27 protein-coding genes are annotated in these 25,206 nt (G+C 70.7%); 16 read left to right on the top strand and 11 right to left on the bottom strand.

The window, feature by feature from the left end:
* Positions 1 to 240: 240 nt before the first annotated feature.
* Together VGO20_RS06090 and VGO20_RS06085 are read left to right on the top strand one after the other, a co-directional pair.
* Positions 241 to 738 carry a hypothetical protein gene (locus VGO20_RS06090; RefSeq protein WP_327501414.1) on the top strand — a complete coding sequence of 166 codons (498 nt, stop codon included), beginning with the start codon at positions 241 to 243 and terminating at the stop codon, positions 736 to 738.
* Positions 711 to 2,015 carry an ImmA/IrrE family metallo-endopeptidase gene (locus VGO20_RS06085; RefSeq protein ID WP_327501413.1) on the top strand — a complete coding sequence of 435 codons (1,305 nt, stop codon included), beginning with the start codon at positions 711 to 713 and terminating at the stop codon, positions 2,013 to 2,015. The genes VGO20_RS06090 and VGO20_RS06085 overlap by 28 nt, the downstream gene beginning before the upstream one ends.
* A 119-nt stretch (positions 2,016 to 2,134) precedes the next feature.
* Here the strand turns inward: VGO20_RS06085 and VGO20_RS06080 are convergent, their stop codons facing one another.
* The 5 genes from VGO20_RS06080 to VGO20_RS06060 form a co-directional block, all read right to left on the bottom strand.
* Positions 2,135 to 2,923 carry an aldolase gene (locus VGO20_RS06080; protein WP_327501412.1) on the bottom strand — a complete coding sequence of 263 codons (789 nt, stop codon included), beginning with the start codon at positions 2,921 to 2,923 and terminating at the stop codon, positions 2,135 to 2,137.
* 34 nt (positions 2,924 to 2,957) lie between these two features.
* Entirely contained in the window at positions 2,958 to 3,332 is a 375-nt protein-coding gene (locus VGO20_RS06075) for a response regulator (RefSeq protein WP_327501411.1), read from the bottom strand.
* Between the two features lie 74 nt (positions 3,333 to 3,406).
* Positions 3,407 to 4,222 (bottom strand): 2OG-Fe(II) oxygenase, encoded by an 816-nt coding sequence (locus tag VGO20_RS06070; protein WP_327501410.1) that lies wholly within the window; start codon positions 4,220 to 4,222, stop codon positions 3,407 to 3,409.
* Between the two features lie 13 nt (positions 4,223 to 4,235).
* A complete protein-coding gene (locus tag VGO20_RS06065) occupies positions 4,236 to 5,555 on the bottom strand; it encodes a CocE/NonD family hydrolase (protein ID WP_327501409.1) in 1,320 nt (439 codons plus the stop codon).
* Positions 5,556 to 5,636: 81 nt separating this feature from the next.
* Entirely contained in the window at positions 5,637 to 6,152 is a 516-nt protein-coding gene (locus tag VGO20_RS06060) for an adenine phosphoribosyltransferase (RefSeq protein ID WP_327501408.1), read from the bottom strand.
* 120 nt (positions 6,153 to 6,272) lie between these two features.
* Here VGO20_RS06060 and VGO20_RS06055 point away from each other — a divergent pair, with 120 nt between their 5' ends.
* The 7 genes from VGO20_RS06055 (at position 6,273) to VGO20_RS06025 (ending at position 14,200) form a co-directional block, all read left to right on the top strand.
* Positions 6,273 to 7,478: an MlaE family ABC transporter permease gene (locus VGO20_RS06055; RefSeq protein WP_327501407.1), complete on the top strand. Its 1,206-nt coding sequence runs from the start codon at positions 6,273 to 6,275 to the stop codon at positions 7,476 to 7,478.
* A gap of 4 nt (positions 7,479 to 7,482) precedes the next feature.
* Complete coding sequence (locus VGO20_RS06050) at positions 7,483 to 8,262, top strand: ABC transporter ATP-binding protein (RefSeq protein WP_327501406.1); 780 nt, start codon at positions 7,483 to 7,485, stop codon at positions 8,260 to 8,262.
* Positions 8,263 to 8,266: 4 nt separating this feature from the next.
* Complete coding sequence (locus VGO20_RS06045; protein ID WP_327501405.1) at positions 8,267 to 9,253, top strand: MlaD family protein; 987 nt, start codon at positions 8,267 to 8,269, stop codon at positions 9,251 to 9,253.
* A complete protein-coding gene (locus tag VGO20_RS06040) occupies positions 9,250 to 9,885 on the top strand; it encodes an ABC-type transport auxiliary lipoprotein family protein (RefSeq protein ID WP_327501404.1) in 636 nt (211 codons plus the stop codon). The genes VGO20_RS06045 and VGO20_RS06040 overlap by 4 nt, the downstream gene beginning before the upstream one ends.
* Before the next feature lie 80 nt (positions 9,886 to 9,965).
* The gene (locus tag VGO20_RS06035; RefSeq protein ID WP_327501403.1) at positions 9,966 to 11,015 is read left to right on the top strand and encodes a TAXI family TRAP transporter solute-binding subunit; all 1,050 of its coding nucleotides are present in this window, start codon (positions 9,966 to 9,968) and stop codon (positions 11,013 to 11,015) included.
* A gap of 102 nt (positions 11,016 to 11,117) precedes the next feature.
* Positions 11,118 to 13,724 carry a TRAP transporter permease gene (locus VGO20_RS06030; protein WP_327501402.1) on the top strand — a complete coding sequence of 869 codons (2,607 nt, stop codon included), beginning with the start codon at positions 11,118 to 11,120 and terminating at the stop codon, positions 13,722 to 13,724.
* A gap of 17 nt (positions 13,725 to 13,741) precedes the next feature.
* Positions 13,742 to 14,200 carry a universal stress protein gene (locus tag VGO20_RS06025; protein ID WP_327501401.1) on the top strand — a complete coding sequence of 153 codons (459 nt, stop codon included), beginning with the start codon at positions 13,742 to 13,744 and terminating at the stop codon, positions 14,198 to 14,200.
* Positions 14,201 to 14,238: 38 nt separating this feature from the next.
* Here VGO20_RS06025 and VGO20_RS06020 read toward each other — a convergent pair whose 3' ends face one another.
* Genes VGO20_RS06020 through VGO20_RS06010 form a run of 3 tightly spaced genes read right to left on the bottom strand, consistent with a single transcriptional unit; the run spans position 14,239 to position 16,284 of the window.
* Positions 14,239 to 14,568, bottom strand: coding sequence for a type II toxin-antitoxin system HicB family antitoxin (locus VGO20_RS06020; protein WP_327501400.1), 330 nt, complete (start codon positions 14,566 to 14,568; stop codon positions 14,239 to 14,241).
* A complete protein-coding gene (locus VGO20_RS06015; RefSeq protein WP_327501399.1) occupies positions 14,558 to 14,839 on the bottom strand; it encodes a hypothetical protein in 282 nt (93 codons plus the stop codon). The genes VGO20_RS06020 and VGO20_RS06015 overlap by 11 nt, the downstream gene beginning before the upstream one ends.
* Before the next feature lie 32 nt (positions 14,840 to 14,871).
* Positions 14,872 to 16,284, bottom strand: a complete 1,413-nt coding sequence (locus tag VGO20_RS06010) for an aminotransferase-like domain-containing protein (RefSeq protein WP_327501398.1) — start codon at positions 16,282 to 16,284, stop codon at positions 14,872 to 14,874.
* Between the two features lie 103 nt (positions 16,285 to 16,387).
* On the opposite strand from VGO20_RS06010, the gene VGO20_RS06005 reads away from it, so the two are divergent.
* Positions 16,388 to 17,251: a DMT family transporter gene (locus VGO20_RS06005; protein WP_327501397.1), complete on the top strand. Its 864-nt coding sequence runs from the start codon at positions 16,388 to 16,390 to the stop codon at positions 17,249 to 17,251.
* 69 nt (positions 17,252 to 17,320) lie between these two features.
* Positions 17,321 to 17,632, top strand: a complete 312-nt coding sequence (locus VGO20_RS06000; RefSeq protein ID WP_327501396.1) for an I78 family peptidase inhibitor — start codon at positions 17,321 to 17,323, stop codon at positions 17,630 to 17,632.
* A gap of 44 nt (positions 17,633 to 17,676) precedes the next feature.
* Here VGO20_RS06000 and VGO20_RS05995 read toward each other — a convergent pair whose 3' ends face one another.
* Positions 17,677 to 18,303 (bottom strand): CGNR zinc finger domain-containing protein, encoded by a 627-nt coding sequence (locus tag VGO20_RS05995; RefSeq protein ID WP_327501395.1) that lies wholly within the window; start codon positions 18,301 to 18,303, stop codon positions 17,677 to 17,679.
* 87 nt (positions 18,304 to 18,390) lie between these two features.
* On the opposite strand from VGO20_RS05995, the gene VGO20_RS05990 reads away from it, so the two are divergent.
* The 3 genes from VGO20_RS05990 to VGO20_RS05980 all read left to right on the top strand — a co-directional run bounded on the left by VGO20_RS05990 (position 18,391) and on the right by VGO20_RS05980 (position 20,365).
* Positions 18,391 to 19,242: a helix-turn-helix domain-containing protein gene (locus VGO20_RS05990; RefSeq protein ID WP_327501394.1), complete on the top strand. Its 852-nt coding sequence runs from the start codon at positions 18,391 to 18,393 to the stop codon at positions 19,240 to 19,242.
* Positions 19,243 to 19,267: 25 nt separating this feature from the next.
* On the top strand, positions 19,268 to 19,645 hold the full coding sequence (locus VGO20_RS05985; RefSeq protein ID WP_327501393.1) for a VOC family protein: 378 nt from the start codon (positions 19,268 to 19,270) through the stop codon (positions 19,643 to 19,645).
* A gap of 267 nt (positions 19,646 to 19,912) precedes the next feature.
* Entirely contained in the window at positions 19,913 to 20,365 is a 453-nt protein-coding gene (locus VGO20_RS05980; protein ID WP_327501392.1) for a MaoC/PaaZ C-terminal domain-containing protein, read from the top strand.
* Here VGO20_RS05980 and VGO20_RS05975 read toward each other — a convergent pair.
* The gene (locus tag VGO20_RS05975; protein WP_327501391.1) at positions 20,316 to 22,019 is read right to left on the bottom strand and encodes an ATP-binding protein; all 1,704 of its coding nucleotides are present in this window, start codon (positions 22,017 to 22,019) and stop codon (positions 20,316 to 20,318) included. The genes VGO20_RS05980 and VGO20_RS05975 overlap by 50 nt on opposite strands.
* The gene (locus tag VGO20_RS05970; protein ID WP_327501390.1) at positions 22,016 to 23,527 is read right to left on the bottom strand and encodes an ATPase domain-containing protein; all 1,512 of its coding nucleotides are present in this window, start codon (positions 23,525 to 23,527) and stop codon (positions 22,016 to 22,018) included. The genes VGO20_RS05975 and VGO20_RS05970 overlap by 4 nt, the downstream gene beginning before the upstream one ends.
* A gap of 336 nt (positions 23,528 to 23,863) precedes the next feature.
* Here VGO20_RS05970 and VGO20_RS05965 point away from each other — a divergent pair, with 336 nt between their 5' ends.
* Positions 23,864 to 24,328 carry a thiol-disulfide oxidoreductase DCC family protein gene (locus VGO20_RS05965; protein WP_327501389.1) on the top strand — a complete coding sequence of 155 codons (465 nt, stop codon included), beginning with the start codon at positions 23,864 to 23,866 and terminating at the stop codon, positions 24,326 to 24,328.
* Positions 24,329 to 24,481: 153 nt separating this feature from the next.
* The coding region (locus VGO20_RS05960) for a DUF2336 domain-containing protein (protein ID WP_327501388.1) at positions 24,482 to 25,206 on the top strand (725 nt) is incomplete at its 3' end.

Genomic DNA, 25,206 nt, shown 5'->3' with positions numbered 1-25,206 from the left:
CGAGCGATAATGGACGGCGACCGCCCATCCGTGCGCGGCGAGGTCGAGCGCGATGGCGCGCCCGATCCGCCGTCCGGCGCCGGTCACCAGCGCCGCCTTCTTCCTGATCTCGACCATGGGCGCACTCTAGCACCATGGTGGCCGTGCAAATGCAACTCCGGCGTAGAGGCAGACGCGCCGAGCCTGTGACCTGGGACCAGCCCCGGGCCTCTGGACCACGGATGAGTTGGAGTGGGCCGGATGCGCGCAGACTGGGAGCGTGGGACCTTTGCAAATGGCGAAAGGCGAGGGGATACCGTATATGATCTTACGATGACGAGACAGGGAAACAGGCCGGATCGGCGTATTGCCAAGCCCGACACTCTCGACAGGAGTGGGCGCGAGGCTCTGGCAGCGAAGCTGATTTACGTTGGCAGCGCCCATCACAAGCGCTCGCCCGGTGATTATGGGTTCCATCCACCGGCGAATCCGCGGCCCTCTAAATCTCTGTGTGACGGACATCGGTTGATTAAGAGAGCCGAGGCTCAACACCTGTTCCGGACCGGTGTGTTGTTGGGAATGTTCAGCGCCTTCAAAGGCGACGATCTGCCGAAATACGTGTGGTGCGTTGATGAACATGGTGATGTCTACGAGGCAAAGATCGGTCTTGGCGGATATCACGGTTATCGCTTGGAAGATGCCGATGACATGCGCGCCCTTGTCCTGAAAGAATGGAGGAAGCGGTGCCGGATCGATTGATGATTACAACCGACTGGGCGGGCCTGGATGAAGGTTCTCCAGAGGAGCGCGCGTGCTTCGGGGCTATTGGCTTCCGTTGGAACGACGTTTGGCTTACGGAAGGGAGGGACGGGCTCGCCAATGTTGTCCGGAAGGCGCCTTATGTTTCCGGATACCATCTCGCCGAATGGATCGCCTGGAATTGGTGGCGTCTTCGGTGGGAACCCCGCGCGACCACTCCCGACTGGGCGTTCTCTCATCACTTGAGTACGATCGGCCATGGATATGTTTGGCCGAATATTACCGTCTTCTCCGACGGCAAACGCACGATTGTTGCGGCAAAGCCGACAGGTGACCAAGACGGCGCCTATAGATATATCAGCGATGCTGTGGTAATAGTGCCTTCAAGCATATTTGAGGTGATGATTGATGAATTTATAGAAGTTGTTCAGGCTAAACTACGTGCGGATAGCATTGCGGATACTAATTTAGACGTTATTTGGAATGAGGTAATTTCGGAACGGCATGATCCTGTTTTAAGTCGACGCCGTAGACTAGAGGCGCTTCTTGGAAAGGATCCGGCTGAAGCAGATGAAGAGACACTGCGGAGCTTGATTGAGAGTGACGAGGTGTTTGGTGAAACAGCTATGGATGAAATTGCGGCAGCTCGTAGCGTCGTTGGTGAAAAATTTGCGCCTGGGCATCTTAAGGAGATTGCGGACCGTCATGGGCATGAAGTTTCATTGCGAGATGGTTTCGATTTGAGGTACCGGCCGGATATTCACGAATTCCAGGAAATTGCTGCCTGGAAACTTGGAGCTGATGCCGCTAAGTTAGTGCGGCAGCAGGCCGGTCTAGGAACCGGCCCAATCTCGGATGAGAGGCTTGCCAGTCTGGCTGGCGTGGCAAGAAAGGCGCTCAACGAAAGGGATGTTGGTCCTGAAATGGCCTACGCCCTAGACACTGACTCGCATTCGAGCCGAGTGGTCTTCAGGTCGAAGTGGAAGACGGGACGACGTTTTGAGCTGGCTCGCATGCTAGGCGACCGCCTTGTGAGCAGAGGCGGAGACCGTTTGTTTCCTGCGACGCAGTCATATACCTACCGCCAGAAGATGCAGAGATCATTTGCCGCAGAGCTTCTCAGCCCCTTCGATGTCGTGGATGAGGAGCTAGATGGAGATTATTCCGACGAAGCTCAGCAAGAGCTGGCTGAGCGGTTTGAGGTCTCCCCTTTTACAATTCGCACACTTCTCGTCAATCATGGGCGTATTGATCGCGAGGAACTCGAGAGGCTTTGATGGGGCCTCTCTGACGAAATGCCGGCCGGTAAGAATGAAAAAAGGCATCGATCGGGTGCGCAGGAAAATCAGCTGTTGGCGTGGGGCAGGAGCTTAGCCAAGAGCCAGGGGTGGCCGCCTCAATGCGCGAAGTCGGGCTCCTCGCGCATCAGGATGCGCTTGACGCTCTCCAGGTGAAGGCGCGCGCTCTCGGCGTCGCCGGCCCGCATCTGCTCGCAGGTCCTGCGCGCGATCTCGGGGGCGACCGGCACCAGCCGGCGTCCCGTGCTCATGGCCGTGACCTGCGCCTCGGCGGTGCGCTCGAGATAGTAGAGGTCGTCCCAGGCCTCGGCGATCGTCGGGCCGACGACCATCACGCCGTGGTTGCGCAGGAACACGATGTCGGCGCCGCCCATGGCCGCGGCGATGCGGTCGCCTTCCGCCTCGTCGAGCGCCAGGCCGTTATACGCCTCGTCGACCGCCGTGCGCCCGTAGAACTTCAGCGCCGTCTGCCCGGCCCAGGCCAGCGGCTCGCCCTCGACCATGCTGAGCGCCGTCGCGTAGGGCATGTGGGTGTGGAAGGCGGCGCGCGCGCCGGGCCGGCGCAGGTGGAGCCGGGCGTGGATGTGGAACGCCGTCGCCTCCGGCGCGCCCGCGCCCTCGACCACATTGCCGTGGAAGTCGCAGACCAGCAGGCTCGATGCCGTGATCTCGCGGAAGGCGAGGCCGTAGGGATTGACCAGGAACAGGTCGTCCCGGCCGGGCACCATCGCGGAGAAGTGGTTGCAGATCCCCTCGTGCAGGCCGAGCCGGGCGGCCATGCGCAGGCACGCCGCCAGGTCCACCCGCGCGCGGCGGACCGCCTCGCCGTCGATGCCGTCGTTGCGCAGGACGCCGGCATCCCGCGGCGCGTTGAACTCGTGGGCCATGGCGCTCTCCTCGTCCTTCCTGGAACCCGATGCTCTAGAACCCGATGCGCTCGGTCAGCTCGGATATCCGGTGCGACAGCTCGTCGGGCCGGATCGGCTTGGGCATGAACGCGTCGACCCCCGCGGCCATGCAGGCCTGGCGGTTCTCGTGCGAGGCGTTGGCCGTGACCGCGATGATCTTCACCTTGCACAGCGGTTCGGGCAGCAGGCGGATGCGCTTCGTCGCCTCGATGCCGTTCATCTCCGGCATCATGATGTCCATCAGGACGACGTCGAAGCCGCCGCGCGACACCGCCTCCACCGCCGCCGCGCCGTCATGCACGCATTCCGTCGCGTAGCCGGCGCGCTGGCAGAACAGGTCCAGCAGCTTCAGGTTCACGGGGACGTCGTCGGCGATGAGAATCCGCACGCTGCCTGTTCCTCCACTGCCAACCGCGCTGGCCGTCTTCGTCGTCGCGGGCTTCTTGCCCCCGTTCGAGCGAATTATGACGGCATGGCCGCGTTGTGCAAGCCACCGTTGTGGTTCGGCCCGAACAGGTCGTGGCCGATCTCGGCGGTGAGGAACACGTAGCTGCGGGTATGCGGCGACTGGGCGCGGGGCGACACCCCGTGGACGGCATGGGGCGAGTTCGCGAACAGCACCAGCGTGTTGCCCCGGTAGGGCACGGTCCTGACCGCCTCGACCAGGTCGTCGGGGATGGCGTAGGCGGTCGCGTGCGAGGGCTGGCCGTTGCGGAAGCGGAACAGCCGCAGCTCGCCGCCCGGCGTGTCGTCCTCGGGCTTGCGCAGGTAGTACAGGCCCGAGAACAGCCGGTTCGGCAGGTCGAGATGCGGCCCGCGCACCGAGGTCGGCCGCCCCTGGACCGGGGTGTTCAGCTCGAGCCGCGCGTCGGCCAGCATGTCGCAGTCCTCGAACCCGTCCGCGTCCAGGAGGCCGGGCCGGCGCGGGCCGCCCTCGTCGAGCCAGCGCGCCAGCGCCGGGTGCCAGCGCTCCAGATGGGGGCGGAACAGGTCGGCGACGCGGGCGAAAACGTCGGGCAGGACGTGCCGCCGGCAGAAGGCCGGCCACACCGGGTCGAGCGCCGGATCCTCCAGGATGCGCTTGGCCGGGTAGGGGACGCGGCGGTTGCTCGGCATCCGGCCCTTCCACGCGACATGCTCGAATTCGGGGCGCGTGTCGAGGAGGCGGCGATACGTCGCCTCGGGCAGCGCGTCCTCGATCACGAGATGGGGGAAGGGGGACGTGACGACGTCCTCCGGGCGGGCCTTGTCCAGCACGCAGGCGATCGGTTCGGTCACGAAACGTCCTCGGCTACACCAGGGGGAGCAGCAGCCGCGACGGCGTCTCGCGCCCGCCGAGGACCGACAGCGTCACCGGGCCGGCCTCGTCGCCGGCATGGGCCGCCGTCACCGACAGCCGCAGCACGTTGCCGGGCATCACCATGGCGCAGGCGGCGCCGAGCGACAGGTGCAGCGGGGCCGCGTTCCCGTCCGGCCCGATCCGCGCGCGGCAGCCCGCGACCACGAACGTCTTGCCGTCCGGCCATATCTGCGAAAGTACCGCCTCGACCTCGGCGTCGGGGCGGTCGGCCCGCAGGTGGAGCTCGAGCGCGACGTCGCCGGAGAGCTGTACCGGCCCCGGCGCCGGGGCGCTCGTGTAGCAGGCGACGTCGGAGCGCCCGTCGGCCTCGGCGCGTTCGGTCCAGCGGTCGATGCGGCCGGCCGCGGGGTGCGCGGGATCGCAGACGATCGTGTCGACCGACCAGTCCGGCGGCTCCGTCGTCAGCAGGCCGTCGTCGGGCGCCGCCGCGGCGAGCCCGGTGCTGGCGAGGTGGAGCACCGTCGGCTCGGTGCCGGGCCAGCTTTCGTAGCCGCGCCAGAGCCGCGTGCCGAGGTCGAACAGCTCGACCGCGGGCCGCTCCAGCACGCCGCTGTCGGTCCCCTTGAGGAACTGGTCGAACCACGCGACCTGCAGCAGGTCGATGCCGCTCGGCGCCTCGGGCCCGAAATCCGTCTCGCCGAGGCGGCGGCCCCAGCTTCGGCGCGTCCACGGGCCGACGACGAGGTGCTGCGGCGCGCCGGCGCGCGCCGACAGGTCCTTCCAGCAGGCCAGCACGTCGTCCAGGGTCGGGTCGAACCAGCCGCCGACATGCAGCATCGGCACCGACGGCTCGATCGCGCTCCAGTCGACGCGCCGGGCCATGGCCGGGCAGGCGGCCTTCAGCGCCGGAGCCCCGCCGGCCAGCGCCAGGAGCTGCGCCGTCGCCTGGTAGGACACGCCGAACATGCCGACCGCCCCGGTGCCGCTGGGCAGGGCGGCGGCCCAGGCGACGGCGTCCGCGCCGTCGGCGGCCTCGTTGGCGAGCGGGTCGAACCCGCCCTCCGACGTGCCGGTCCCGCGGACGTCCTGCACGGCGACGATGTAGCCCTGGGAGGCGTACCAGGAGGGATGGGCCTGGACCGGAGAGGCGGCGAGGCGCCGCCCGCGGCGCGTGCGCATCAGCAGGACGGGGAAGGGGCCGGGCGCGTCGGGGTAGTGTACGTCGGCATGGAGGCGGACGCCGTCGCGCGTCTCCATCGGCACCATGCGCGGCGGCAGCACCCGCAGCGCGCTCTGGTTCTGGTCCGTCATGCTTCGAGGAATCCTCAACTCGGGGAAGTCCGGCGGCCGAGACTACAGCCGCCGGTCCCCGTCCGCCACACCGGACGCCGGCTACTCGTCGTACCGGATCAGGCTGTGCGCGGGGACGCCGAGCCTGCTGCGCCCGTCCAGGAAGCTCAGCTCGATGATGAAGGCGGCGGCCTTCACGTCCGCCCCGACCCGCCCCAGCAGGCCGATCGCCGCGGCCATCGTCCCGCCGGTGGCCAGCAGGTCGTCCAGCACGATCGCCTTCTGGCCCGGCTTGACGGCGTCCGCCTGGATCTCGATGGTGTCGGACCCATATTCGAGATCGTAGGTATGGGCGATGATGTCGCCGGGCAGCTTCCCGCGCTTGCGGATCATCACGAAGCCGAGGCCCAGTTCCAGGGCGAGAGGGGCCGCGACCAGGAATCCCCGCGATTCGATGCCGACCAGCACCTCCGGCTCGTAGGGCGCGATCTCTTCCGCCAGCCGGTTCACGGTCTCCTTCCAGGCCGCGGCATGGGCCAGCAGCGTGGAAATGTCGTAGAAGAGGATGCCCGGCTTGGGAAAGTCCGGAATGCCGCGTATGTGGTTCTTCAAGTCCATGGAACGCCGCCCCTGCGTGCTGGTTCGCTTCACAGGTGACATATCCTAGTGGTGATGCAACGCAACGTAAACGACTCTCGGCCCGACCCCCGGCCTGATCCCCCGAATGCAGACCTCGGTATGCGGGACGGGGGCGCAGGCGCCGGCGGGGTGCTGGCCGTGCGTCCGGCAGCAGGGGGCGAGGGCGGCGGCGGCCGGGTGGTCGAGGCCCGGGGCCGCTGGCTGCTGCGCGACGCCGAGGCGATCGAGCGCGCCGCGGCCGCGCTGCGACTCGCGCCTGGCGGTGCTGGGGGCGGCAGTGGGGGCGGCAGTGGCGGCGGCGGCGGGCCGGTGCGCGCCGTCGACGCCGCCGGGATCGAGGTGATGGACACGGCGGGCGCCGTCCTGCTGCTGCGCCTGGCGCGCATGCTGGGCGGGCCCGGGGCGCCGGCGGCGATCGTCGGGCTTTCTCCCGGGCACGAGCCGCTGATGGCGGCGGCCCGCGCCGCCGACCCCGGGCCGCCGCCGGCGCCGGAGCGTCCCCACGTCCTGCTGGCGATGGTCGAGCGGACCGGGCGCGCGACCGCGACGGCGCTGGGCGAGGCGCGCGACCTCCTGGCGTTCTTCGGGCTCGTCGTGCTGACCCTGATGCGCACGCTGGCCTCGCCGCGGCGCCTGCGCGTGACCGCGCTGCTGTCCCAGATCGAGAAGACCGGCTGGAACGCGCTGCCGATCGTCGGGCTGCTGTCCTTCTTGATCGGGGTCGTCCTGGCCTACCAGGGCGCGGACCAGCTCGCCCAGTTCGGCGCCCAGCTCTTCGTCGTCGACCTGCTCGGCATCTCGATCCTGCGCGAGATCGGCATCCTGATGACCGCGATCATCGTCGCCGGGCGCTCCGGCTCGGCGTTCACGGCCCAGATCGGGACGATGAAGGTGAACCAGGAGGTGGACGCGCTGCGCACGCTCGGGCTGGACCCGATCGAGGTGCTGGTGCTGCCGCGCGCACTGGCGCTCGTGATCGCGCTGCCGCTGCTCGCCTTCTACGCCAACGTCGTGGCGCTGGCGGGCGGGGCGGTGATGTCGCGCTTCGTGCTCGACATCCCGTTCGGGCTGTTCCTGATCCAGCTCCGGGACGCGATCGACATCCCGATCCTGCTGGTCGGCCTGTCCAAGGCGCCGGTCTTCGCCCTCGTCATCGCCCTGGTCGGCTGCTACGAGGGGCTGAAGGTGTCGGGCAGCGCCGAGAGCGTGGGGCGGCTGACTACCCAGTCCGTCGTCGTCTCCATCTTCCTGGTGATCGTCCTCGACGCGGTCTTCTCGGTCTTCTTCTCCCTCATCGGCGTCTGAACGCATGTCTGCCCAAGCCCTTCCTTCCGATCCCGTGATCCGCATCCGCGGCGTCGTCACCCGCTTCGGGCGGCAGACGATCCACGACGGGCTCGACCTCGACGTCCGGCGCGGCGAGGTGCTGGGCGTGGTCGGCGGCTCGGGCACCGGCAAGTCGGTGCTGCTGCGCGAGATCGTCGGGCTGACGCGGCCGGCGGCCGGGACCATCGAGGTGTTCGGCCGCGACCTGTCCCGGGCCTCGCGCGCCGAACGCATGCGCCTTCAGTCCCGCTGGGGCGTGCTGTTCCAGGACGGCGCGCTGTTCAGCTCGATGACGGTCGCCGAGAACGTCGCGATGCCGCTGCGCGAGCACACGGGCCTGGACGACGGCCTCGTGCGCGAGCTGGCCGCGGTCAAGATCCGCATGGCCGGGCTGCCGCCGGAGGCGGGGACCAAGTACCCGTCGGAGCTGTCGGGCGGCATGCGCAAGCGGGCCGGCCTCGCGCGCGCCCTGGCGCTCGACCCCGAGATCCTGTTCCTGGACGAGCCGACCGCCGGCCTCGACCCGATCGGGGCCGCCGCCTTCGACGAGCTGGTCCGCAGCCTGCAGCGCAGCCTCGGCCTGACCGTGTTCATGGTGACCCACGACCTCGACAGCCTGGTCGCCGTCGCCGACCGCATCGCGGTGCTGGTCGACCGGCGGATCAGGGTCGACACGATGGCGAACCTCCTCGACGATCCCCATCCCTGGATCAGATCCTATTTCCACGGGCCGCGCGGGCGCGTCGCCCGCGCGGCGGAGTAGCGGCATGGAAACGCGCGCATCCCACCTCGTCGTCGGCGGCTTCGTGCTGGTGCTGCTGGTCGCCCTGTTCGGCTTCGCGGCTTGGCTCGCCAAGGTCAGCTTCGAGGAGGGGACGGACCTCTACCGCATCCACTTCACCGGCTCCGTGACCGGGCTCCAGGTCGGCAGCCCGGTCAGCTACCAGGGCCTGCCGGTCGGCCGCGTCACCGACATCCGCATCGCCCCCGAGAACGTCGAGCAGGTGCGCGTCACGATCGAGGTGCAGGAGGGCACGCCGATCAAGACCGACACGATCGCCTCGCTGGAACTGCAGGGCATCACCGGGACCTCCTTCGTCCAGCTCACCGGGGGCACGCAGCAGGCGCCGCCGCTCGAGGCGGTGGCCGAGGCGGACGTGCCGGTGATCCGGTCGCGTCCCTCGGCGCTGGCGGAGGTGTTCGACGCCGCCCCGCTCGTGCTCGGCAACCTGATCGAGCTGTCCGACCGCCTGACCGCGTTCCTGTCGCCGGAGAACGAGGCCGCCTTCACGGCGACGCTCGCCAACGTGCGCGACGTCACCGCCTCGCTCGACGAGGCGACGGCGGAGCTGCCCGAGACGGTCGCGGAGGCAAGGCGCACGCTGGCGCTGGTCGGGACGCTGGTGGGCGAGCTGGACGGGGCCGTGGCGCGCCTGGGCGGCCGGGCGGAGGATGCGCTCGCCGCCTTCGGGGAGGTGGCCGGCACCGCCGACGAGGAGCTGGCGCTGACCGCGGCCGAGCTGCGCGGGACGGCCGAGGCGCTGCGCGTCGCCGCCGAGCAGGCCGCGGCGCTGGTCCGGGAAAACCGAGAGCCCATCCGCGACTTCACGGCGAACAGCCTGTTCGACATCAACCTGTTGATAACGGAAGTGCGCGACCTGACCGCCAATGTCGGGCGGTTGGCGACGCGGATCGAGCGCGATCCCGCCAGCTTCCTGCTGGGCGGCACCAGACGAGGAGTGCAGTTGGAATGACCGCGACCCCCCGAGCCTTCTTCCGCAGCCTGGCGCTCGCCGCGGCGCTGGCGCTGTCCGCCTGCGCCGTGCCGGGGTTCCAGGACCCGCCGCAGCTCCACTCCCTCACCCCGGCGACCGAGTTTCCGGCCGACCTGCCCCGGGTCGAGCAGCAGCTCCTGGTCGAGCTGCCGATGGCCAATTCCGGCCTCGACGTCTCGCGCATCGCGCTCAGGACCGCGCCGACCTCGCTGGCCTATTTCGCCGACGTCAACTGGACCGACCGCGCCCCCGGCCTGATCCAGACCCTGGCCGTCGAGAGCCTGGAGAACACCGGCCGCATCGTCTCGGTCGCGCGCGACACGGTCGGGCTGCGGGCGGACTGGCTGCTCAAGACCGACCTGCGGGACTTCCAGGCCGAATACGACGGCCCGCCCGGGCAGACGGCTCCCGACATCCGCATGCGCCTGACCGCGAAGCTGGTGCGCATGCCGGGCCGGACGATCGAGGCCAGCCGGACCTTCGAGGCGGTCGTCCCGGCCGAGGCCGCGTCGATGCAGGCGGTGATCGCGGCGTTCGACCAGGCCGCGAGCATGGTGATGCGCGACCTGGCGGCCTGGACGCTGGAGAGCATACCGCAAGCCGGCTCCTGAGGCGGGAACCTGCGCCAGCTCTTCCGGTTCCTTGAATGCCGGCGGCATATCCCGCCGGCCAAGCAGAACCAGGAGGACACATGCGCACGCTTGCCCTGACCCTGACCTTCGCCGCCGGCATGACGGCGGCCGCGGGCGCGCAGGCCCAGCAGCCCCAGGAGAGTTTCGTCACGATCGGCACCGGCGGCGTCACCGGCGTCTACTATCCCGCCGGCGGGGCGATCTGCCGGCTGCTCAACCGCAATCGTGACCAGCACGGCATCCGCTGCTCGGTCGAATCGACCGAGGGCTCGATCTTCAACCTGAACGCGCTGCGCGACGACGAGATCGATTTCGGCGTCGTGCAGAGCGACTGGCAGTACCATGCGTCCCAGGGCACGGACCGCTTCCAGGGCAACGCGATCGAGGACCTGCGCTCGGTCTTCGCGCTGCACGCCGAGCCGTTCACCGTGGTCGCCCGGCAGGATTCGGGCATCGAGACCTTCGAGGACCTCCAGGGCAAGCGCGTCAACGTCGGCCCGCCGGGCTCCGGTGCGCGCGGCACGATGGAAGTGCTGATGGACGCCTATGGCTGGTCCATGGACGATTTCTCCCTTGCGGCCGAGCTGTCGCCGAACGAGCAGGCCCAGGCCCTGTGCGACAACAACGTCGATGCGATCGTCTTCGCGGTCGGCCATCCCAGCGGCACCATCCAGGAGGCCACGACCGCCTGCCCGAGCGTGCTGGTCGACGTGACCGGCGACGTCGTCGAGAAGCTGATCAGCGAGAACCCCTACTACGCCGAGGCGACGATCCCCGGCGGCATGTACCAGGGCAATCCCGAGCCGACCGACACCTTCGGCGTCCGGGCGACGATCGTCTCCACCGCCGACGTGCCCGGGGACACGGTGTACGAGCTGACCAAGGCCGTGTTCGAGAACCTGGACGACTTCAAGCGCCTGCACCCCGCGTTCCAGGAGCTGACGCGCGAGGAGATGGTCTCGCGCGGCGTGACCGCGCAGCTCCACGAGGGCTCGCAGCGCTACTTTGAGGAAGCGAACCTGATGGACGCCGTCCAGGCCGACGCCCCGCAGGGCGGCCAGACCCAGCAGGACGGCCAGGCCCCGCAGGGCGAGCAGACCCAGCAGTGACCTTCGCGGATGCCCCTCTCCGGCGGAGAGGGGCATCCGCCTCCCGCCGGAACCCCGGCCGGCCTCGCACGTTGCTGGTTGGGACAAGGATAGAACAAAATCATGGCGGACGAGGTTAAGCGCGCCGCTGGCGCGTCCCCCGAACTCGACGACCTGGTCGCGAAGGCCGACACCGGCGCCCGTCATCCGCGCGGCGCGGTCGGCGCCATGCTGTTCTGGGTCGCGGTCGCGTGGTCGCTGTTCCAGCTCTGGTACGCCTCGCCGCTGCCCTTTATATCCGGCGTGTTCGTCCTGAACGCGACCGAGGCGCGCTCGATCCATCTCGCCTTCGCGGTGTTCCTGACCTTCATGGCCTATCCGGCCCTGAGCGGGAGCCCGCGCGACCGCGTGCCGGTGCTGGACTGGGTGCTGGCGCTGGTGGGGGCGTTCTGCGCCGCCTATCTCTACATCTTCTACGAGGCGCTGGCCGGCCGGCCGGGCCAGCCGACGACCTACGACGTCGCGGTGGCGGTGGTCGGCATGCTGCTGCTGCTGGAGGCGACCCGCCGCGCGCTCGGCCCGCCGCTGATGATCGTGGCGATGGTGTTCCTGTTCTACACCTTCGCCGGGCCGTGGATGCCGGACGTGATCGCGCATGGCGGGGCGTCGCTGCGCCGCGTCGCGACGCATCAATGGCTCACCACGGCGGGGGTGTTCGGCATCGCGCTCGGCGTGTCGACCAGCTTCGTGTTCCTGTTCGTGCTGTTCGGCTCCCTGCTCGACAAGGCCGGGGCCGGCAACTACTTCATCAAGGTCGCCTTCTCGCTGCTCGGCCACCTGCGCGGCGGCCCGGCCAAGGCGGCGGTGCTGTCCTCGGGCCTGACCGGCCTGATCTCGGGCTCGTCGATCGCGAACGTGGTGACGACCGGCACCTTCACGATCCCGCTGATGAAGAGGGTCGGCTTCAAGCCCGAAGCGGCCGGCGCGGTCGAGGTCGCGGCCTCGGTCAACGGCCAGATCATGCCGCCGGTGATGGGGGCGGCGGCTTTCCTGATGGTCGAGTATGTCGGCATCCCCTATGTCGAGGTAATCCGTCACGCCTTCCTGCCGGCGATCATCTCCTACATAGCCCTGCTCTACATCACCCATCTGGAGGCGGTGAAGGCGGGCATGCAGGGCCTGCCGAAGGCCCGGCAGCGCACCCTGCTCGGCAGCCTGCTCGTCTTCGGCATCACCGCGGCCAGCATCGTGATCCTGGCCGGGCTGGTCTATTACGGGATCGGCTGGATCAAGACCCTGGCCGGCGACGCGTCGGGCTGGGTCATCACGGCCCTGCTCCTGGTCGTCTACGTCGCGCTGATCGCCTATGCCGCGCGCTATCCCGAGCTGGAGATCGACGACCCGGACGCCCCGGTCCTGTCCCTGCCCGAGACGGCGCCGACCGTGAAGTCGGGCCTGCACTTCATCCTGCCGGTCGTGGTCCTGGTCTGGGCGCTGATCGTCGAGCGGCTGTCGCCGGGCCTGTCGGCCTTCTGGGCGACGCTGTTCATGATCTTCATCCTGCTGACCCAGCGCCCGCTGTTCGCCCTGTTCCGCGGCCGGGGCGGCGCCGGCTACGGCGCCGCGGCGCGCCGGGGCTTCGACGACCTGCTCCAGGGCCTGGCGGCGGGTGCGCGCAACATGATCGGCATCGGCATCGCGACGGCGGCGGCCGGCATCATCGTCGGCACCGTGTCGCTGACCGGCATCGGCCTGGTGATGACCGAGCTGGTCGAGGTGATCTCCGGCGGCAACCTGATGCTGATGCTGCTGTTCACGGCGCTGATCAGCCTCGTGCTCGGCATGGGCCTGCCGACGACCGCCAACTACATCGTGGTCGCGACGCTGATGGCGCCGGTGATCGTCACTCTCGGCGCCCAGAGCGGGCTGCTGGTGCCGCTCATCGCGGCGCACCTGTTCGTGTTCTATTTCGGCATCATGGCCGACGTGACGCCGCCGGTCGGGCTCGCCTCCTTCGCGGCCGCCGCGATCTCGGGCGGCGACCCGCTGCGCACGGGCCTGACCGCGTTCTACTACAGCCTGCGCACGGCGGTCCTGCCGTTCCTGTTCATCTTCAACACCGAACTGCTGATGATCGGCATCACCAGCATCCCGCACTTCGTCATCACGGTGGGGGCGGCGACGCTGGCGATGCTGCTGTTCGCGGCGGCGACGCAGGGCTGGTTCCTGACCCGCAACCGGCTTTGGGAGGCGGCGCTGCTGCTGCTGGTCTCCTTCACCCTGTTCCGGCCGGGCTTCTGGATGGACTGGATCTATCCGCCCTACGAGGCGGTCGCCCCGACCCAGCTCGAGGAGCTCGTGGACGAGGCGCCGCCGGGCGGCGTGCTGCGCCTCGTGATCGAGGGCATCAACCTGTCCGGCCAGGACGAGACGCGCACGGTGCGCCTGCCGCTCGGCGAGGCGGCGCCCGGCCCCGAGCGGCTGGCCGCCACCGGCCTGGAGCTGCGCGAGGAGGAGGGCCGGGTCTTCGTCGACCTCGTGCAGTTCGGCAGCCCGGCCGAGCAGGCCGGCATCGACTTCGACTACGAGATCCTGACGGTCGAGATGCCGGCGGAGCAGCCGGAGAAGCAGTGGATGTTCATCCCGGCGCTGCTCGTGCTCGCGCTCGTCGTGGTCTCGCAGCGCCGCCGCGCCGCCAGGTCCGGCGGCGCCGAACCGGTCCGGAGGTGAAGCGGGGGAGGGGAGCCATGTACCGCGACATCCTGCTGGCTGTGGACCTGGACGACGAGGCGTCGTGGCGCGAGGCGCTGCCGGCCTGCGTGGAATACGCCCGCGCCTTCGGCTCGGTGCTCCACGTGATGACGGTCGTGCCGGCGATGGGCACGGGGTTCGTCGGCTCGTTCTTCCCGGCCGATTTCGAGCGCAAGGCGATGGAGGCTGCCCGGCAGCGCCTGCACGCCTTCGTGCGGGCGCAGGTCGCGCCTGGTATCCCGGTGCAGCACGTCGTCGCCCATGGCAGCGTCTACAAGGAGGTGCTGCGCGTCTCGGAGGAGATCGCCTGCGACCTGATCGTGGTCGCGGCCTCCGGCCCCGACCTCGGCACCTTCCTGCTCGGCCCCAACGCGGCGCGCATCGTCCGCCACGCGACGCGCTCGGTGCTGGTGGTGCGCAACCGGGACGAGGGGGGCGGTGCGGCGGCGGTGTGAGGGCGGAGAACTGCGGCTTCGTCAGTACCCCAACGGTTTCAGGGGCCGACCGTGAGCTTGGAGTTCACATAGCGGTTCAGGCTCACCTTCGCCTCCGCGGCCTCGAGCGTCAGGCGGCGATGCATGTCGGGCGTGGTCCGGACGACGAAGCGTCCCGAGTACGCGCGATCGGCAATTGGCTCCGGAATCGCCTCGCCGTTCGCGCGCATGTCCTCGACGACCTCCGCGACCAGCTTCCTGATGCCGCGCAACGCCTCGACCTCGTCCTCGTCCAGCCAGGACAGGCTGGGAAACTCGATGCAGGTCGCGACGTACTCGCCATCTTCCGGCGACCAGCTGATCCGGTAGGCGTAATGGTTATTCGGCATCGTCTTCACCCTTGATGGATGCCTGGGATGCTTCCAACTTGTCGATCGCCTGGACGACCTGCCTTACTTGATAGCTTTTGGCCTTGCCGTCCTTGCCCCGCTGTATGTTCACGCGAGGGTCTCCGGCCCAGGGCATCTTGTAGATCCTGTGGCTCGTTCCGTTCTGGCGGGATGCGCCGAAGTAGTGCTCGCAAACCTTGACGACATCCTCAAACGGGATGCCGCCGGGGTTGTTTCGCATGCGTTGCAGAATACCGTCGACCCTCGCCATCCGCCGAGAATGCAGTATCAGTATTGATACTGTCAATACCCGCGGTCGCGGATCTCCCCCTCCAGCAGCCGGAAGATCCGCGGGTCCGCCGACTGCGCGACGTTGAAGCGCATGAAGCTTCCGGCCGACTGCGACAGGCTGAACACGTTGCCGGGCGCGAGCACGATCCCCTCCGCCAGCGCCTTGCGGGCGACGTCGGCGGCGTCCAGGCCGTCGGGCAGCCGGCACCACAGGAACATGCCGGCCCGCGGCTCGATCCAGGGCTCGATCCCGATCGCCTTCAGCCGGGCGCTCGTCTGGCCCATGGCGCGGGACAGGCGTTCGCGCAGCCGCTCCACGTGCTTGCGGTAGGAACCGTCCTTCAGCACGGCGTGGACCAGCTCGGCCGACAGGCGCCCGCCGCCGAACGACGTCGCGATCTTCAGGTCGGCCAGCCCCTCGATCCAGTCGCGCCGCGCCGCGACGTAGCCGCAGCGCACCGAGGCCGACAGCGTCTTGGAGAAGCTGCCGATATGGACGACCCGCTCCAGCCCGTCATAGGCGGCCAGCAGCGGCGAGGGCTCGTGCTCGAAATCGGCGAAGATGTCGTCCTCGGCGATCGTCAGGTCGTGCTGCTCCGCGAGCTTGAGCAGCCGGTGCGCCACCACCGGCGACAGGGCCGCCCCGGTCGGGTTGTGGAACGCGGAGTTGGTGACGTAGAGGCGCGGGCGGTGCTCGGCCAGCGCGCGGCCGAACGCCTCGACGTCCGGGCCGGCGGGCGTGTAGGGCACGCCGACGACCTTTGCCCGGTGCGCGCGCAGCAGGGCGTGGAAGTTGAAGTAGCAGGGATCGTCGACCAGCACCGTGTCCCCGGGCTCGACCAGGAAGCGGCACAGGAGGTCGATCGCCTGCGTGCCCGATTCGGTCAGCAGGACCTGGTCGGGCGACGCCGCGATGCCGCGCTCGCCCATGCGCCGGGCGAGCAGCCGGCGCAGCGGCGCCAGGCCGAGGGGCGTCGTGTAGTCGGTCACGACCGCGTCCTCGGCGCGCGCCAGGGAGCGCAGCGCCCGGCGGATCGCCGCCTCCGGCATCCAGGACGCCGGCAGCCAGCCGCAGCCGGGCTTCAGGATGTCGCCGCCGGCCTCCAGCGACTGGCGCGATACCCAGAGCGGGTCGACGGCGCGGTCGAGGCGCGGGCCGATCTCCGCCAGCGACAGCGGCGCCGGCCGCCCGGCGACGTAGAAGCCGGAGCCGCGCCGCGACTGGATCACCCCCTCCGCGACCAGCCGGTCATACGCCTCGACCACCGTCGACTTGGACACCGCCATCGTCTCCGCGCAGCGCCGGATCGAGGGGAGCTTCGCGCCCGGCGCCAGCGCGCGCCCGGCGATCTTGTGGCGGACCGTCCGCATCACGCGCCCGACCAGCGTGCCGTCGTCCACCCCAGGCCCGATCCCGCCATCCATCCGTACCGCCTCCCGGACCAATACAGTTCGCGCGAACTGTAATGCACCGTCCCTGGAAAAACCACCCGTCCCGGGCGATACCGGCGGAAAGGGAGGGCATGCGATGGACGGCAGGGCGGGCGGCTGGATCAACGGTTTCCTCGGGGTCCTGATCTTCAGCGGGTCGCTGCCGGCGACGCGCGTCGCGGTCGCCGATTTCGACCCGGTGTTCCTCACCCTGGCGCGCGCGGCCATCGCCGGCGTGGCGGCCGGCGGACTGCTGCTGGCGTTCCGCCCGCGGGTTCCCGGGCGCGGCGACCTCGTCTCGCTCGCGGTGGTGTCGCTCGGCGTCGTCGTCGGCTTTCCCCTGCTGACCGCGCTGGCGCTGCAGCACGTCACCTCCGCCCGCTCGATCGTCTTCATCGGGCTCCTGCCGCTGTCCACCGCGGCGTTCGGCGTGCTGCGCGGCGGGGAGCGGCCGCGCCCGGCCTTCTGGCTGCTGTCGGTCACCGGCAGCGTGCTGGTCGCCGGCTTCGCGCTCGACGGGGGCACGGCCGCCTCCCTCACCGGCGACCTCCTGATGCTGGCCGCCATCGTGGTCTGCGGCCTCGGCTATGCCGAAGGGGCGCGGCTGTCGCGCACGCTCGGCGGCTGGCAGGTGATCTCCTGGGCGCTGGTGCTGTCGCTGCCGGTGATGCTGCCGCTGGCGGTCGCCGCGATGCCGCCCTCATGGGCCGGGGTGGGCCGGCCGGCCTGGGCCGGGCTCGCCTACGTCTCCCTGTTCAGCATGCTGATCGGCTTCGTCTTCTGGTACCGCGGCCTCGCGCGCGGCGGCATCGCCGCCGTGGGGCAGCTCCAGCTCCTGCAGCCCTTCTTCGGCCTGGCGCTCGCCGCGTCCCTGCTGGGCGAGCCGGTCGGCTGGTCCATGATCGCGGTCACCGCGGCGGTGGTGTGCTGCGTCGCGTGCGCCCGGCGCTTCGCCTCCTGACCGGGGCCTTGCGGGAGGCGGCGCGCCGCCTTATCGATGCGCCATCGATCGCGACCGGAGGTCTCCGCCATGAAGCCACGCCTGCCTTTGCGCTCCGCGGCCCTCGCCCTGCTGCTCCTGGGATGCGCCGCGCAGCCGGACCCCGGCCCGGCTCCCGGCCCGGCTCCCGCCGCCACGAATAGCTGCGACGCCGATGCCGCGCAGGCGGTGGTCGGACAAGCCTACACGCCCGGGCTGGCCGAGACGGCGCGGGCGGCGGCGGGCGCCGACACCGTGCGGCGCCTGGCGCCGGGCACCCAGGTCACGCTCGAGTTCCAGGCCGGCCGCCTCAACCTCGACACCGACGAGGCCGGCCGGGTGACCCGCGTCCACTGCGGCTAGGCCGGCCCGCCAGTGGAAGCCGTCCGCCCGGATCGAGACATCGCTCAGTCCCCGGCGGTCTTGCGCAGGTAGTGGCGCCGGGCCTTCGCGCGGTTGCCGCAGGCGCTCATCGCGCACCAGCGCCGCGTCCCGCCCTTGCTGTCGTCGAGGAACAGCCATAGGCAGCCGTCGTTCGCGCACCGCCGCACCCGCCCCATCCGCGGCCCGGCCAGCAGGTCCCCGGCCGACCACAGCACCGGCGCCAGCAGGCTCGCCGCCGAAGGCTCCGCCGGCGGCAGCCGCCAGCCCCGCGCGTCGTCGGCCAGCACGGCGCGCTCCGGTGCGGCGGCCAGCAGACGGTTCAGCCGCTCCAAGTCGTGTTCGTCCGGGCGGTCTCCCGCCGTGACGGCGCCGAACAGGCGGTAGATCGCCTCGCGGGCCTTCACGGCCTTGCCGGCCAGGCGGTCGGCCTCGTGACGGCGGGCGTCGCCCCAGGCCCGCAGCGCGCCGCCGCCGCCCGGGTCCAGCACCCCGGCGCCCTCGCACCAGGCCAGCAGGTCGCCGAACCCGGACAGGGTCTCCGTCGGCTGCGCGCTGCCGCGCCAGTAGCGGGTATTGGCGAAGTCGAGGCACAGGCCGTCCGCAGGGGCGGCGACGATGCGGAACGGGTCCTGCCGGGCGGTGCTGGCCATGGCCCAGCCTACTAACCCCTAAGCCGGTTGACAAGCCGCCCCGTCGGCTTCCATTCTAACCGGCAATAGGGTTATGTGGAGGAGGGGATGGTCGCCGCGACGGTCCTGAAGGCCGGTCCGCTGTCGGTGGTGGACTACCGGTGCGAGGCTGGTCCCGGCGACCGGCCCTATGCCGAGCAGCACGGGAGCTTCTCCGTCTCCTATGTCCGCAAGGGCAGCTTCGGCTGCCGCTGCCGGGGCCGGACCTACGAGCTGGTGGCCGGCTCGGTCCTGGTCGGCCATCCCGGCGACGAGTACACCTGCACGCACGATCATCACGGCGGCGGCGACGAGTGCCTGTCCTTCCATCTGGCGCCCGACCTCGCCGAGGCGGTCGGCGGGGGAACGGCGGCCTGGCGGACGGTCGCCCTGCCGCCCGTGCCCGGGCTGGTGGTGCTGGGCGAGCTGGCGCAGGCCGCGGCCGAGGGGCGCAGTGACCTCGGCCTCGACGAGGCGGGCATGCTGTTCGCGGCCCGCTTCGCCGAAACCGTCGCGGGCCGCGCGCATCCGGCCCCGCTTCCCGCCGCGCGCGAGCGTCGCCGCGCGGTGGAGACGGCGCTGTGGCTGGACGAGAACGCGCACGAGCCGGTCGACCTCGACGCCGCCGCGGCGCAGGCCGGGCTCAGCCCCTTCCATTTCCTGCGCCTGTTCTCGCGCGCGCTCGGCGTCACGCCGCACCAGTACCTGCTGCGCTGCCGGCTGCGCCGCGCGGCGCGCCTTCTGGCCGAGGATGCGCGCCCGGTCACGGACGTGGCCTACGACGTCGGCTTCGGCGACCTCTCGAACTTCGTGCGCACGTTTCGCCGCGCGGCCGGGGTGTCGCCGCGGCGCTTCCGCCGGGCGGCGCGCGGAGAGCGCAACTTACTCCAAGAACGGATCGCCGCCCCGCTCCTAGGCTGACCTCCATCGACAACGGAGGTCCATCATGTACGACCACATCGGATTGAGGGTGAAGGACGTGGAGGCGAGCATCCGCTTCTACGAGGCGGCGCTGGGGGCGCTCGGCCACGAGCTGTGCTCGCGCAGCGAGTCGGGCGCGGGATTCGGCCCGGGCGGCGAGGCGGGGCTGTGGCTCTACCGCACCAGCGGCCCCCATGGCGGCGCTTCGGCGGGCTCGGGCGCGCATGTCGCGTTCCGGGCGGCCGACCGGGCCGCGGTGGACCGTTTCCACGCCGCCGGCCTCGCGGCCGGCGGGCGCGACAACGGCGCTCCCGGCCTGCGGCCGGACTACGGCCCCACCTACTACGGCGCCTTCCTGATCGACCCCGACGGCAACAACGTCGAGGCGGTCTTCACGGGTTAGATCCCCAGGGCAGTCGCATCTGCGCGAATATCCCCTCTCCCGCACCCGCGGGAGAGGGACGGGCACAACCGAAGGTTGGGAGGGTGAGGGCGGCACCCCGCAGGCCCTCACCTTCCCACCGCTGCGCGGCGGGCCCCTTCCTCTCCCGCGGGTGCGGGAGAGGAGGTATTCAACGTCTCCGCGGCCTTGGCCCCGCCCCGAACGCGCCGTAGGATCGTCGCGGATGCCTGGGCGCATCCGCGACGATCCCACCGGGAGGAGAGGGGCATGGAAGAGGTGGAAGCAGCAGGGCTCGCGGTCGGCACGGTGGTGGAGACGCGCACCGAGACCCTCGGCCGCGACGACATCGTCGCCTTCGCGCGCCAGTTCGACCCGCAGCCGATGCACCTGGACGAGGATGCCGCCCGCGGCACCGTCTTCGGCGGGCTGGTCGCCAGCGGCTGGCACGTCGCCGCCGTGACGATGAGGCTGATGGTCGAGGCGCGCCCCCTGGGCGCGGCACCGGTCGTCGGGGTGGAGGTCGAGCGCCTGCGCTACCGCAGGCCGGTGCCGCCAGGCACCCGCCTGCGCTGCCGCGGGACGATCGACGCGGTGGCGCCGGCGCTGCGGCCGGGCCAGTCCTACGTCACCATGTCCGTCGACACGCTGGACGCGGACACCGGCTCCGTCCTCATCTCTCAGCGCTGGAAGCTGCTTGCCTATCGGGGGGAGGAGGGCTGACGGCCGGTACGGGCAGGCCCGGCCGCTCGCCGAGCTCGGCGCCCAGCGCTTCGACCAGGGCGTCGATGCGGTAGGGCTTGGCGAGGACCCTGAAGCCGCCGCGGATCGAAGCCACGTCCCGGCTGTAGCCGGTCGCCAGCAGGACCGGCAGGCCGGGGTTCCGCCGCCGCACCTCCTTGGCCAGGTCGATCCCGCTCATCGTGCCGGGCATGACGACGTCCGTGAACAGCAGGTCGATCGAGGCCCCGCCCTCCAGCAGCGCCAGCGCCTCCTCCGCGGTGGAGGCGCTCTTCACCGCGAAGCCGATGTCGACCAGGGCGGACGCGACGACGGCGCCGACCAGGGGGTCGTCCTCGACCATCAGCACGCGCTTGCCCCCGGCCGACGGGCGCAGCGGGATCAGTGCTGCGACCTCGTCCGCGCGCGCCGGGGCCTTCGCCGAGCGCGGCAGCAGCAGCGACACGGACGTGCCCTGGCCGGGCGTGCTCCCGATCTCGACGGTGCCGCCGGACTGGCGGGCGAAGCCATGCACCTGGCTCAGCCCCAGGCCCGATCCCTTGCCCACGGTCTTGGTCGTGAAGAACGGCTCGAACACCCGGTCCAGGACCTCCGGCGCCATGCCGGTGCCGGTGTCGCTCACCGTGAGGCGGACGAAGTCGCCGGCCAGGCCCCGCGGGTCGCCGTGCCCGAGCGAGGCGTTCGCGGCCGTGATCGTCAGCCGTCCCCCGTCCGGCATGGCGTCGCGGGAGTTCACGGCGATGTTCAGCACCGCCAGCTCGAACTGGGTCGGGTCGACCTCCACCGGCCACAGCCCGGGCTCGATCTCGACCGCCAGGCGGACATCCGCCGGCAGGGCACGGGACAGCAGGCCCGACATGCCCAGGATCTGGTCGCGGACGTCGACCGCCTCCGCGCGCAGCGCCTCGCGCCGGGCGAAGCCCATCAGCTGCTGCGTCAGCTTGGCGCCGCGGTTGACCGCCTGCTGGCCCGAATCGAGCAGCGCCGCGATGCCGGGGTCCTTCGTGCGCCGCTCGATCATCTGCAGGCACGACGCCAGCGCCTGGAGCAGGTTGTTGAAGTCGTGCGCGACGCCGCCGGTGAGCTGGCCGACCGCCTCCATCTTCTGCGCCTGGCGCAGCCTCGCCTCCGCGCCCAGCCTTTCGGCGATCTCGTCCTCGACGCGGCGCTCCAGCGTCGCGTTGAGCTCGCGCAGCTCCTCCAGCCGGGCGCGTGCCTCGTATTGGCGCCGCCGCCCCCTCAGCGCCGTCAGGGCGGCGCTGACCAGGGTGGTCGGGTGGAACGGCCGTTCGAGGAACGCGACGTTGCCCAGCAGGCTCTGCATGCGCGTGACGACGGGGTTGCGCTCCAGCCCGCCGCCGCGCGCGGTCAGCAGCAGGAAGGGGAAGTCGGACCAGGGCGGCTGGGCGCGCAGCCACGCCGCGACGGTCCGGAGGTCCGCGGTTCGCAGCGCCTCCTCGGTGACGACCGCGGCCCCGGCCCCGGCGTCCATCTGCCGCAGCAGCTCGTCCACGGTGGCGCACGGCTCGGCGTCCATTCCCGCTTCGCGCAGCAGCGTCGCCGCCACGGCCGCGTCGCGGCCCCCCGGCGCCAGGACCAGGACCCGCTCGGGCTCCGGAAGGCGGCCCGACCTCACCCGTCCCCGCCTTCGGAGCCGGGATCGAAGCTGGGCTCGGCGTTCTTGCCGGCCCAGACGGGAACGCCGCGCAGCACGCCCTGGAAGTCGTGCAGCGGGGCGCCCAGCGCGATCCCGTCCGATCCGATCCGGAACTCGTGGATCGTGGACTCGTGGGTCCCGCTGCGCTTCTTGATGACCGAGATCGCGCGCCGCACCCGGCCCCGCGCCTCGAAGTAGCGCAGCAGCAGGACCGTGTCGGCGAGGTAGGTCAGGTCCACCGGCGACTGCATGGTGCCGATCAGCCCGTGCTGCGCGATCGTGAGGAAGGTCGTCGCTCCCTGGCGGTTCAGGTACTGGAGCAGCTCGCGCATGTGGAGGACGAGGAAGGTCTCGTCCGGCATCGCCGCCTGGTAGCCGTTCAGGCTGTCGATCACGACGGTCCGCGCACCCGACTCGACGACCCGGCTCCTGACCTTGTGCGCGAACTCGCCCGGCGACAGCTCGGCCGCGTCGACCTGGTCGAAGAACAGCTTGCCTTCGGCCTGCAGCGCCTCCAGGTCGAAGCCCATCTGCCTCGTCCGCGCGACGAGCAGGCCCAGCTCCTCCTCGAAGATGAACATGGCCGCCCGCTCCCCGCGCGCGATCGCCGCTATCGCGAACTGCAGGGCGACCAGGGACTTGCCGGTGCCGGCGGGGCCGAGCACGATCGCGCTGGTGCCGCGGTCGATGCCGCCGCCGAGCAGCGTGTCGAGCTCCGCATTGCCGCTGCCCAGCGGTTCGCGGCCGAAATCGGTCTTGTGCTCGGCCGCGACCAGGCGCGGGAACACCCGCACGCCGCCGGTGCCGATCGTGAAGTCGTGGAAGCCGCCGCGGTAGCGCTGCCCGCGGTACTTGACGATGCGCAGGCGCCGCCGTTCGGTCCCGTAGGCGGGCGGCATCTCCTCCAGCCGGATCACGGCGTGGGCGACGCTGTGGACGGTCTTGTCGTCCGGGGCGGCCGTCAGGTCGTCCAGCAGCAGCACGGTGGCGCCCTGCCGGGCGAAATAATGCTTGAGCGCCAGGATCTGGCGGCGGTAGCGCAGCGACCCCTGGGCCAGCAGCCGGATCTCGGACAGGCTGTCCAGCACCACGCGGTTCGGGGCCGTGCGCTCGACCGCCTCGAAGATCATGCGGGTGGTCTCGCCGAGCTCCAGGTCGGAGGAGTAGAGCAGGCTCTGCTGCTGCCCGGCGTCCAGCAGGCTCTCGGGCGGGACCAGCTCGAATATGTCGATCCCGTCGAGCGACCAGCCGTGCGAGGCGGCGCCGTCGCGAAGCTCCAGCTCCGTCTCCGACAGGGCGATGTAGAGGCCGGTCTCGCCCCGTGCGGCGCCTTCCATCAGGAACTGCAGCGCCACCGTGGTCTTGCCGGTGCCCGGCGTCCCCTCCAGCAGGTAGACCCGGCCGCGGACGAGGCCGCCGGCCAGGACGTCGTCGAGCCCGGCGATGCCGGTGCGGGCCTTGGTCGTGAGGTCGGGCTCTCGAGCCAAGGGCATCTCCGATCTCGGTCAGAAGCGCGGCCGGGCGGCCGGCGGGTGCATCGGGATGCGGGGGCGGGCCGCCGAAGGCGCTACGCGGTGGCGGCCCCTATTCGGGAACGTTACCTCTACCGTCGAGCCGGAGGAGCGTCAAGCGCGGGCAAGGTTCTACGCCTTCGGTATTAACCCCGAGGCGGCGGACGGGGCCCGACATTTTCTTCGATGCCGGCCCGCGGTGCGCCCGGGCGGCCGGATCGGCCCGCGCAGGTCGCCGTTGACCGCTCGGCGCGGCCGACCCAGGATGATCCCCGACCCCGGCCGGCTCCTCATCCAGGCTGAAGCGCCCCCATGAAGAACCTCGTTTCCAGAGAGCCCTATTCGTACCGCCGCGACCCCGCGGTGCCCGGTTTCGAGGACGGCGGTCCGGTGGCGGTCATGGACGGGGAGTGCGCCCTGTGCGCGACCGGCGCCCGCTTGATCGCCCGTTTCGACAAGGCGTCGGAGTTCCGCATCTGCCGCGCGCAGACCGGGCTCGGGGCCGCTCTTCTGCGCCATTACGGGCTCGATTCCGACGATCCCGAGAGCTGGCTCTACATCGTCGACGGCCGCGCGTTCACCGCGCTCGACGGCATGATCCGCGCCGGCGCGCGGGTCGGGGGAGCGGGCTGGCTGCTGCAGCCTCTCAGGCTTCTGCCGCGTCCGGTGCAGGACTGGCTCTACCGGCGCCTGGCGCGCAACCGGTACCGGTTGTTCGGCCGGACGGACATGTGCGGGCTGCCCGATCCCGCGCTGCGCGCCAGGCTGATGGAATGACGGCCGCCGGTCCCGGCGGACGGGGCGTTCGGTCCGTCCGCCCGACTTAACGTTCCATCAAGGCTTTTGCGGGAGCATCCCGGAGGCAGGGGGGCCGAGGAAGGCGGGATTCGCGCTCGCCGCCCGACGTTCCGCAGCCTTCCAGAACACGAGATGACGGGCCACCTCACCAAGCGCGACGTCGAACGCCTGATCGCCGATCCGTCGCCCGACACCCGGGCGGAGATGGCGGCCAAGGTCGCCGCCGAGATCGACCGCCGGCGCCTCACCCAGGCCGAGCGCCAGCTCGCCGAGAGCATCGCGCGCATCATGGCGCGCGACGCGGCGCTCCGCGTCCGCCAGGCCCTGGCCGAGAACCTGAAGGCGACGCCGAACCTGCCGCGCGACGTGGCGCTGATGCTGGCGCGCGACGTCGAGGCGGTGGCCCTGCCGATCCTGGAAGCCTCCGTCGTCCTGACCGACGAGGACCTGGTCGAGCTGGTGCGCACCGGCAGCGAGGCCAAGCAGGCCGCGATCGCGCTGCGTCCCGAGGTCGCGGCCCCGGTCGCCGACGCGCTGGTCGACCACGGCACCGGCGCCGTGGTCGCGGCCCTGGTCGGCAATGCCGGGGCGGATCTCTCCGACGGCGCGCTCGGGCGCGTGGTCGACCGCTTCGGCGCCGACCCGGCGGTGCAGGAGCCGCTGGTGCGGCGCGCGCGCCTGCCGCTCACCGTCTCGGAACGCCTGGTGACGCTCGTCTCCGACCGCCTGCGCGACTACCTCGTGACCCATCACGACCTGCCGGCAGCCCTCGCCAGCGACATCGTGCTGAAGAGCCGCGAGCGCGCGACCGTGACGCTGTTCGTCGCCGCCGCCACTCCCGCCGCCGACAACGACGA

The organism is Arenibaculum sp., from assembly GCF_035998295.1.
GTDB lineage: Bacteria > Pseudomonadota > Alphaproteobacteria > Azospirillales > Azospirillaceae > DASYHS01.
Note: the sequence above shows the minus strand (reverse complement) of the source record. Positions and strands in the feature narration are given on the sequence as shown.

Bases quoted from the DNA above. Each gene is read 5' to 3' on its own strand.
- VGO20_RS06090 (WP_327501414.1), top strand. From the start codon at position 241: ATGCGCGCAGACTGGGAGCGTGGGACCTTTGCAAATGGCGAAAGGCGA.
- VGO20_RS06085 (WP_327501413.1), top strand. From the start codon at position 711: ATGGAGGAAGCGGTGCCGGATCGATTGATGATTACAACCGACTGGGCG.
- VGO20_RS06080 (WP_327501412.1), bottom strand. From the start codon at position 2,923: ATGGCCCACGAGTTCAACGCGCCGCGGGATGCCGGCGTCCTGCGCAAC.
- VGO20_RS06065 (WP_327501409.1), bottom strand. From the start codon at position 5,555: ATGACGGACCAGAACCAGAGCGCGCTGCGGGTGCTGCCGCCGCGCATG.
- VGO20_RS06060 (WP_327501408.1), bottom strand. From the start codon at position 6,152: ATGGACTTGAAGAACCACATACGCGGCATTCCGGACTTTCCCAAGCCG.
- VGO20_RS06055 (WP_327501407.1), top strand. From the start codon at position 6,273: ATGCGGGACGGGGGCGCAGGCGCCGGCGGGGTGCTGGCCGTGCGTCCG.
- VGO20_RS06050 (WP_327501406.1), top strand. From the start codon at position 7,483: ATGTCTGCCCAAGCCCTTCCTTCCGATCCCGTGATCCGCATCCGCGGC.
- VGO20_RS06045 (WP_327501405.1), top strand. From the start codon at position 8,267: ATGGAAACGCGCGCATCCCACCTCGTCGTCGGCGGCTTCGTGCTGGTG.
- VGO20_RS06040 (WP_327501404.1), top strand. From the start codon at position 9,250: ATGACCGCGACCCCCCGAGCCTTCTTCCGCAGCCTGGCGCTCGCCGCG.
- VGO20_RS06035 (WP_327501403.1), top strand. From the start codon at position 9,966: ATGCGCACGCTTGCCCTGACCCTGACCTTCGCCGCCGGCATGACGGCG.
- VGO20_RS06030 (WP_327501402.1), top strand. From the start codon at position 11,118: ATGGCGGACGAGGTTAAGCGCGCCGCTGGCGCGTCCCCCGAACTCGAC.
- VGO20_RS06025 (WP_327501401.1), top strand. From the start codon at position 13,742: ATGTACCGCGACATCCTGCTGGCTGTGGACCTGGACGACGAGGCGTCG.
- VGO20_RS06020 (WP_327501400.1), bottom strand. From the start codon at position 14,568: ATGCCGAATAACCATTACGCCTACCGGATCAGCTGGTCGCCGGAAGAT.
- VGO20_RS06015 (WP_327501399.1), bottom strand. From the start codon at position 14,839: ATGGCGAGGGTCGACGGTATTCTGCAACGCATGCGAAACAACCCCGGC.
- VGO20_RS06010 (WP_327501398.1), bottom strand. From the start codon at position 16,284: ATGGATGGCGGGATCGGGCCTGGGGTGGACGACGGCACGCTGGTCGGG.
- VGO20_RS06005 (WP_327501397.1), top strand. From the start codon at position 16,388: ATGGACGGCAGGGCGGGCGGCTGGATCAACGGTTTCCTCGGGGTCCTG.
- VGO20_RS06000 (WP_327501396.1), top strand. From the start codon at position 17,321: ATGAAGCCACGCCTGCCTTTGCGCTCCGCGGCCCTCGCCCTGCTGCTC.
- VGO20_RS05995 (WP_327501395.1), bottom strand. From the start codon at position 18,303: ATGGCCAGCACCGCCCGGCAGGACCCGTTCCGCATCGTCGCCGCCCCT.
- VGO20_RS05990 (WP_327501394.1), top strand. From the start codon at position 18,391: ATGGTCGCCGCGACGGTCCTGAAGGCCGGTCCGCTGTCGGTGGTGGAC.
- VGO20_RS05985 (WP_327501393.1), top strand. From the start codon at position 19,268: ATGTACGACCACATCGGATTGAGGGTGAAGGACGTGGAGGCGAGCATC.
- VGO20_RS05980 (WP_327501392.1), top strand. From the start codon at position 19,913: ATGGAAGAGGTGGAAGCAGCAGGGCTCGCGGTCGGCACGGTGGTGGAG.
- VGO20_RS05965 (WP_327501389.1), top strand. From the start codon at position 23,864: ATGAAGAACCTCGTTTCCAGAGAGCCCTATTCGTACCGCCGCGACCCC.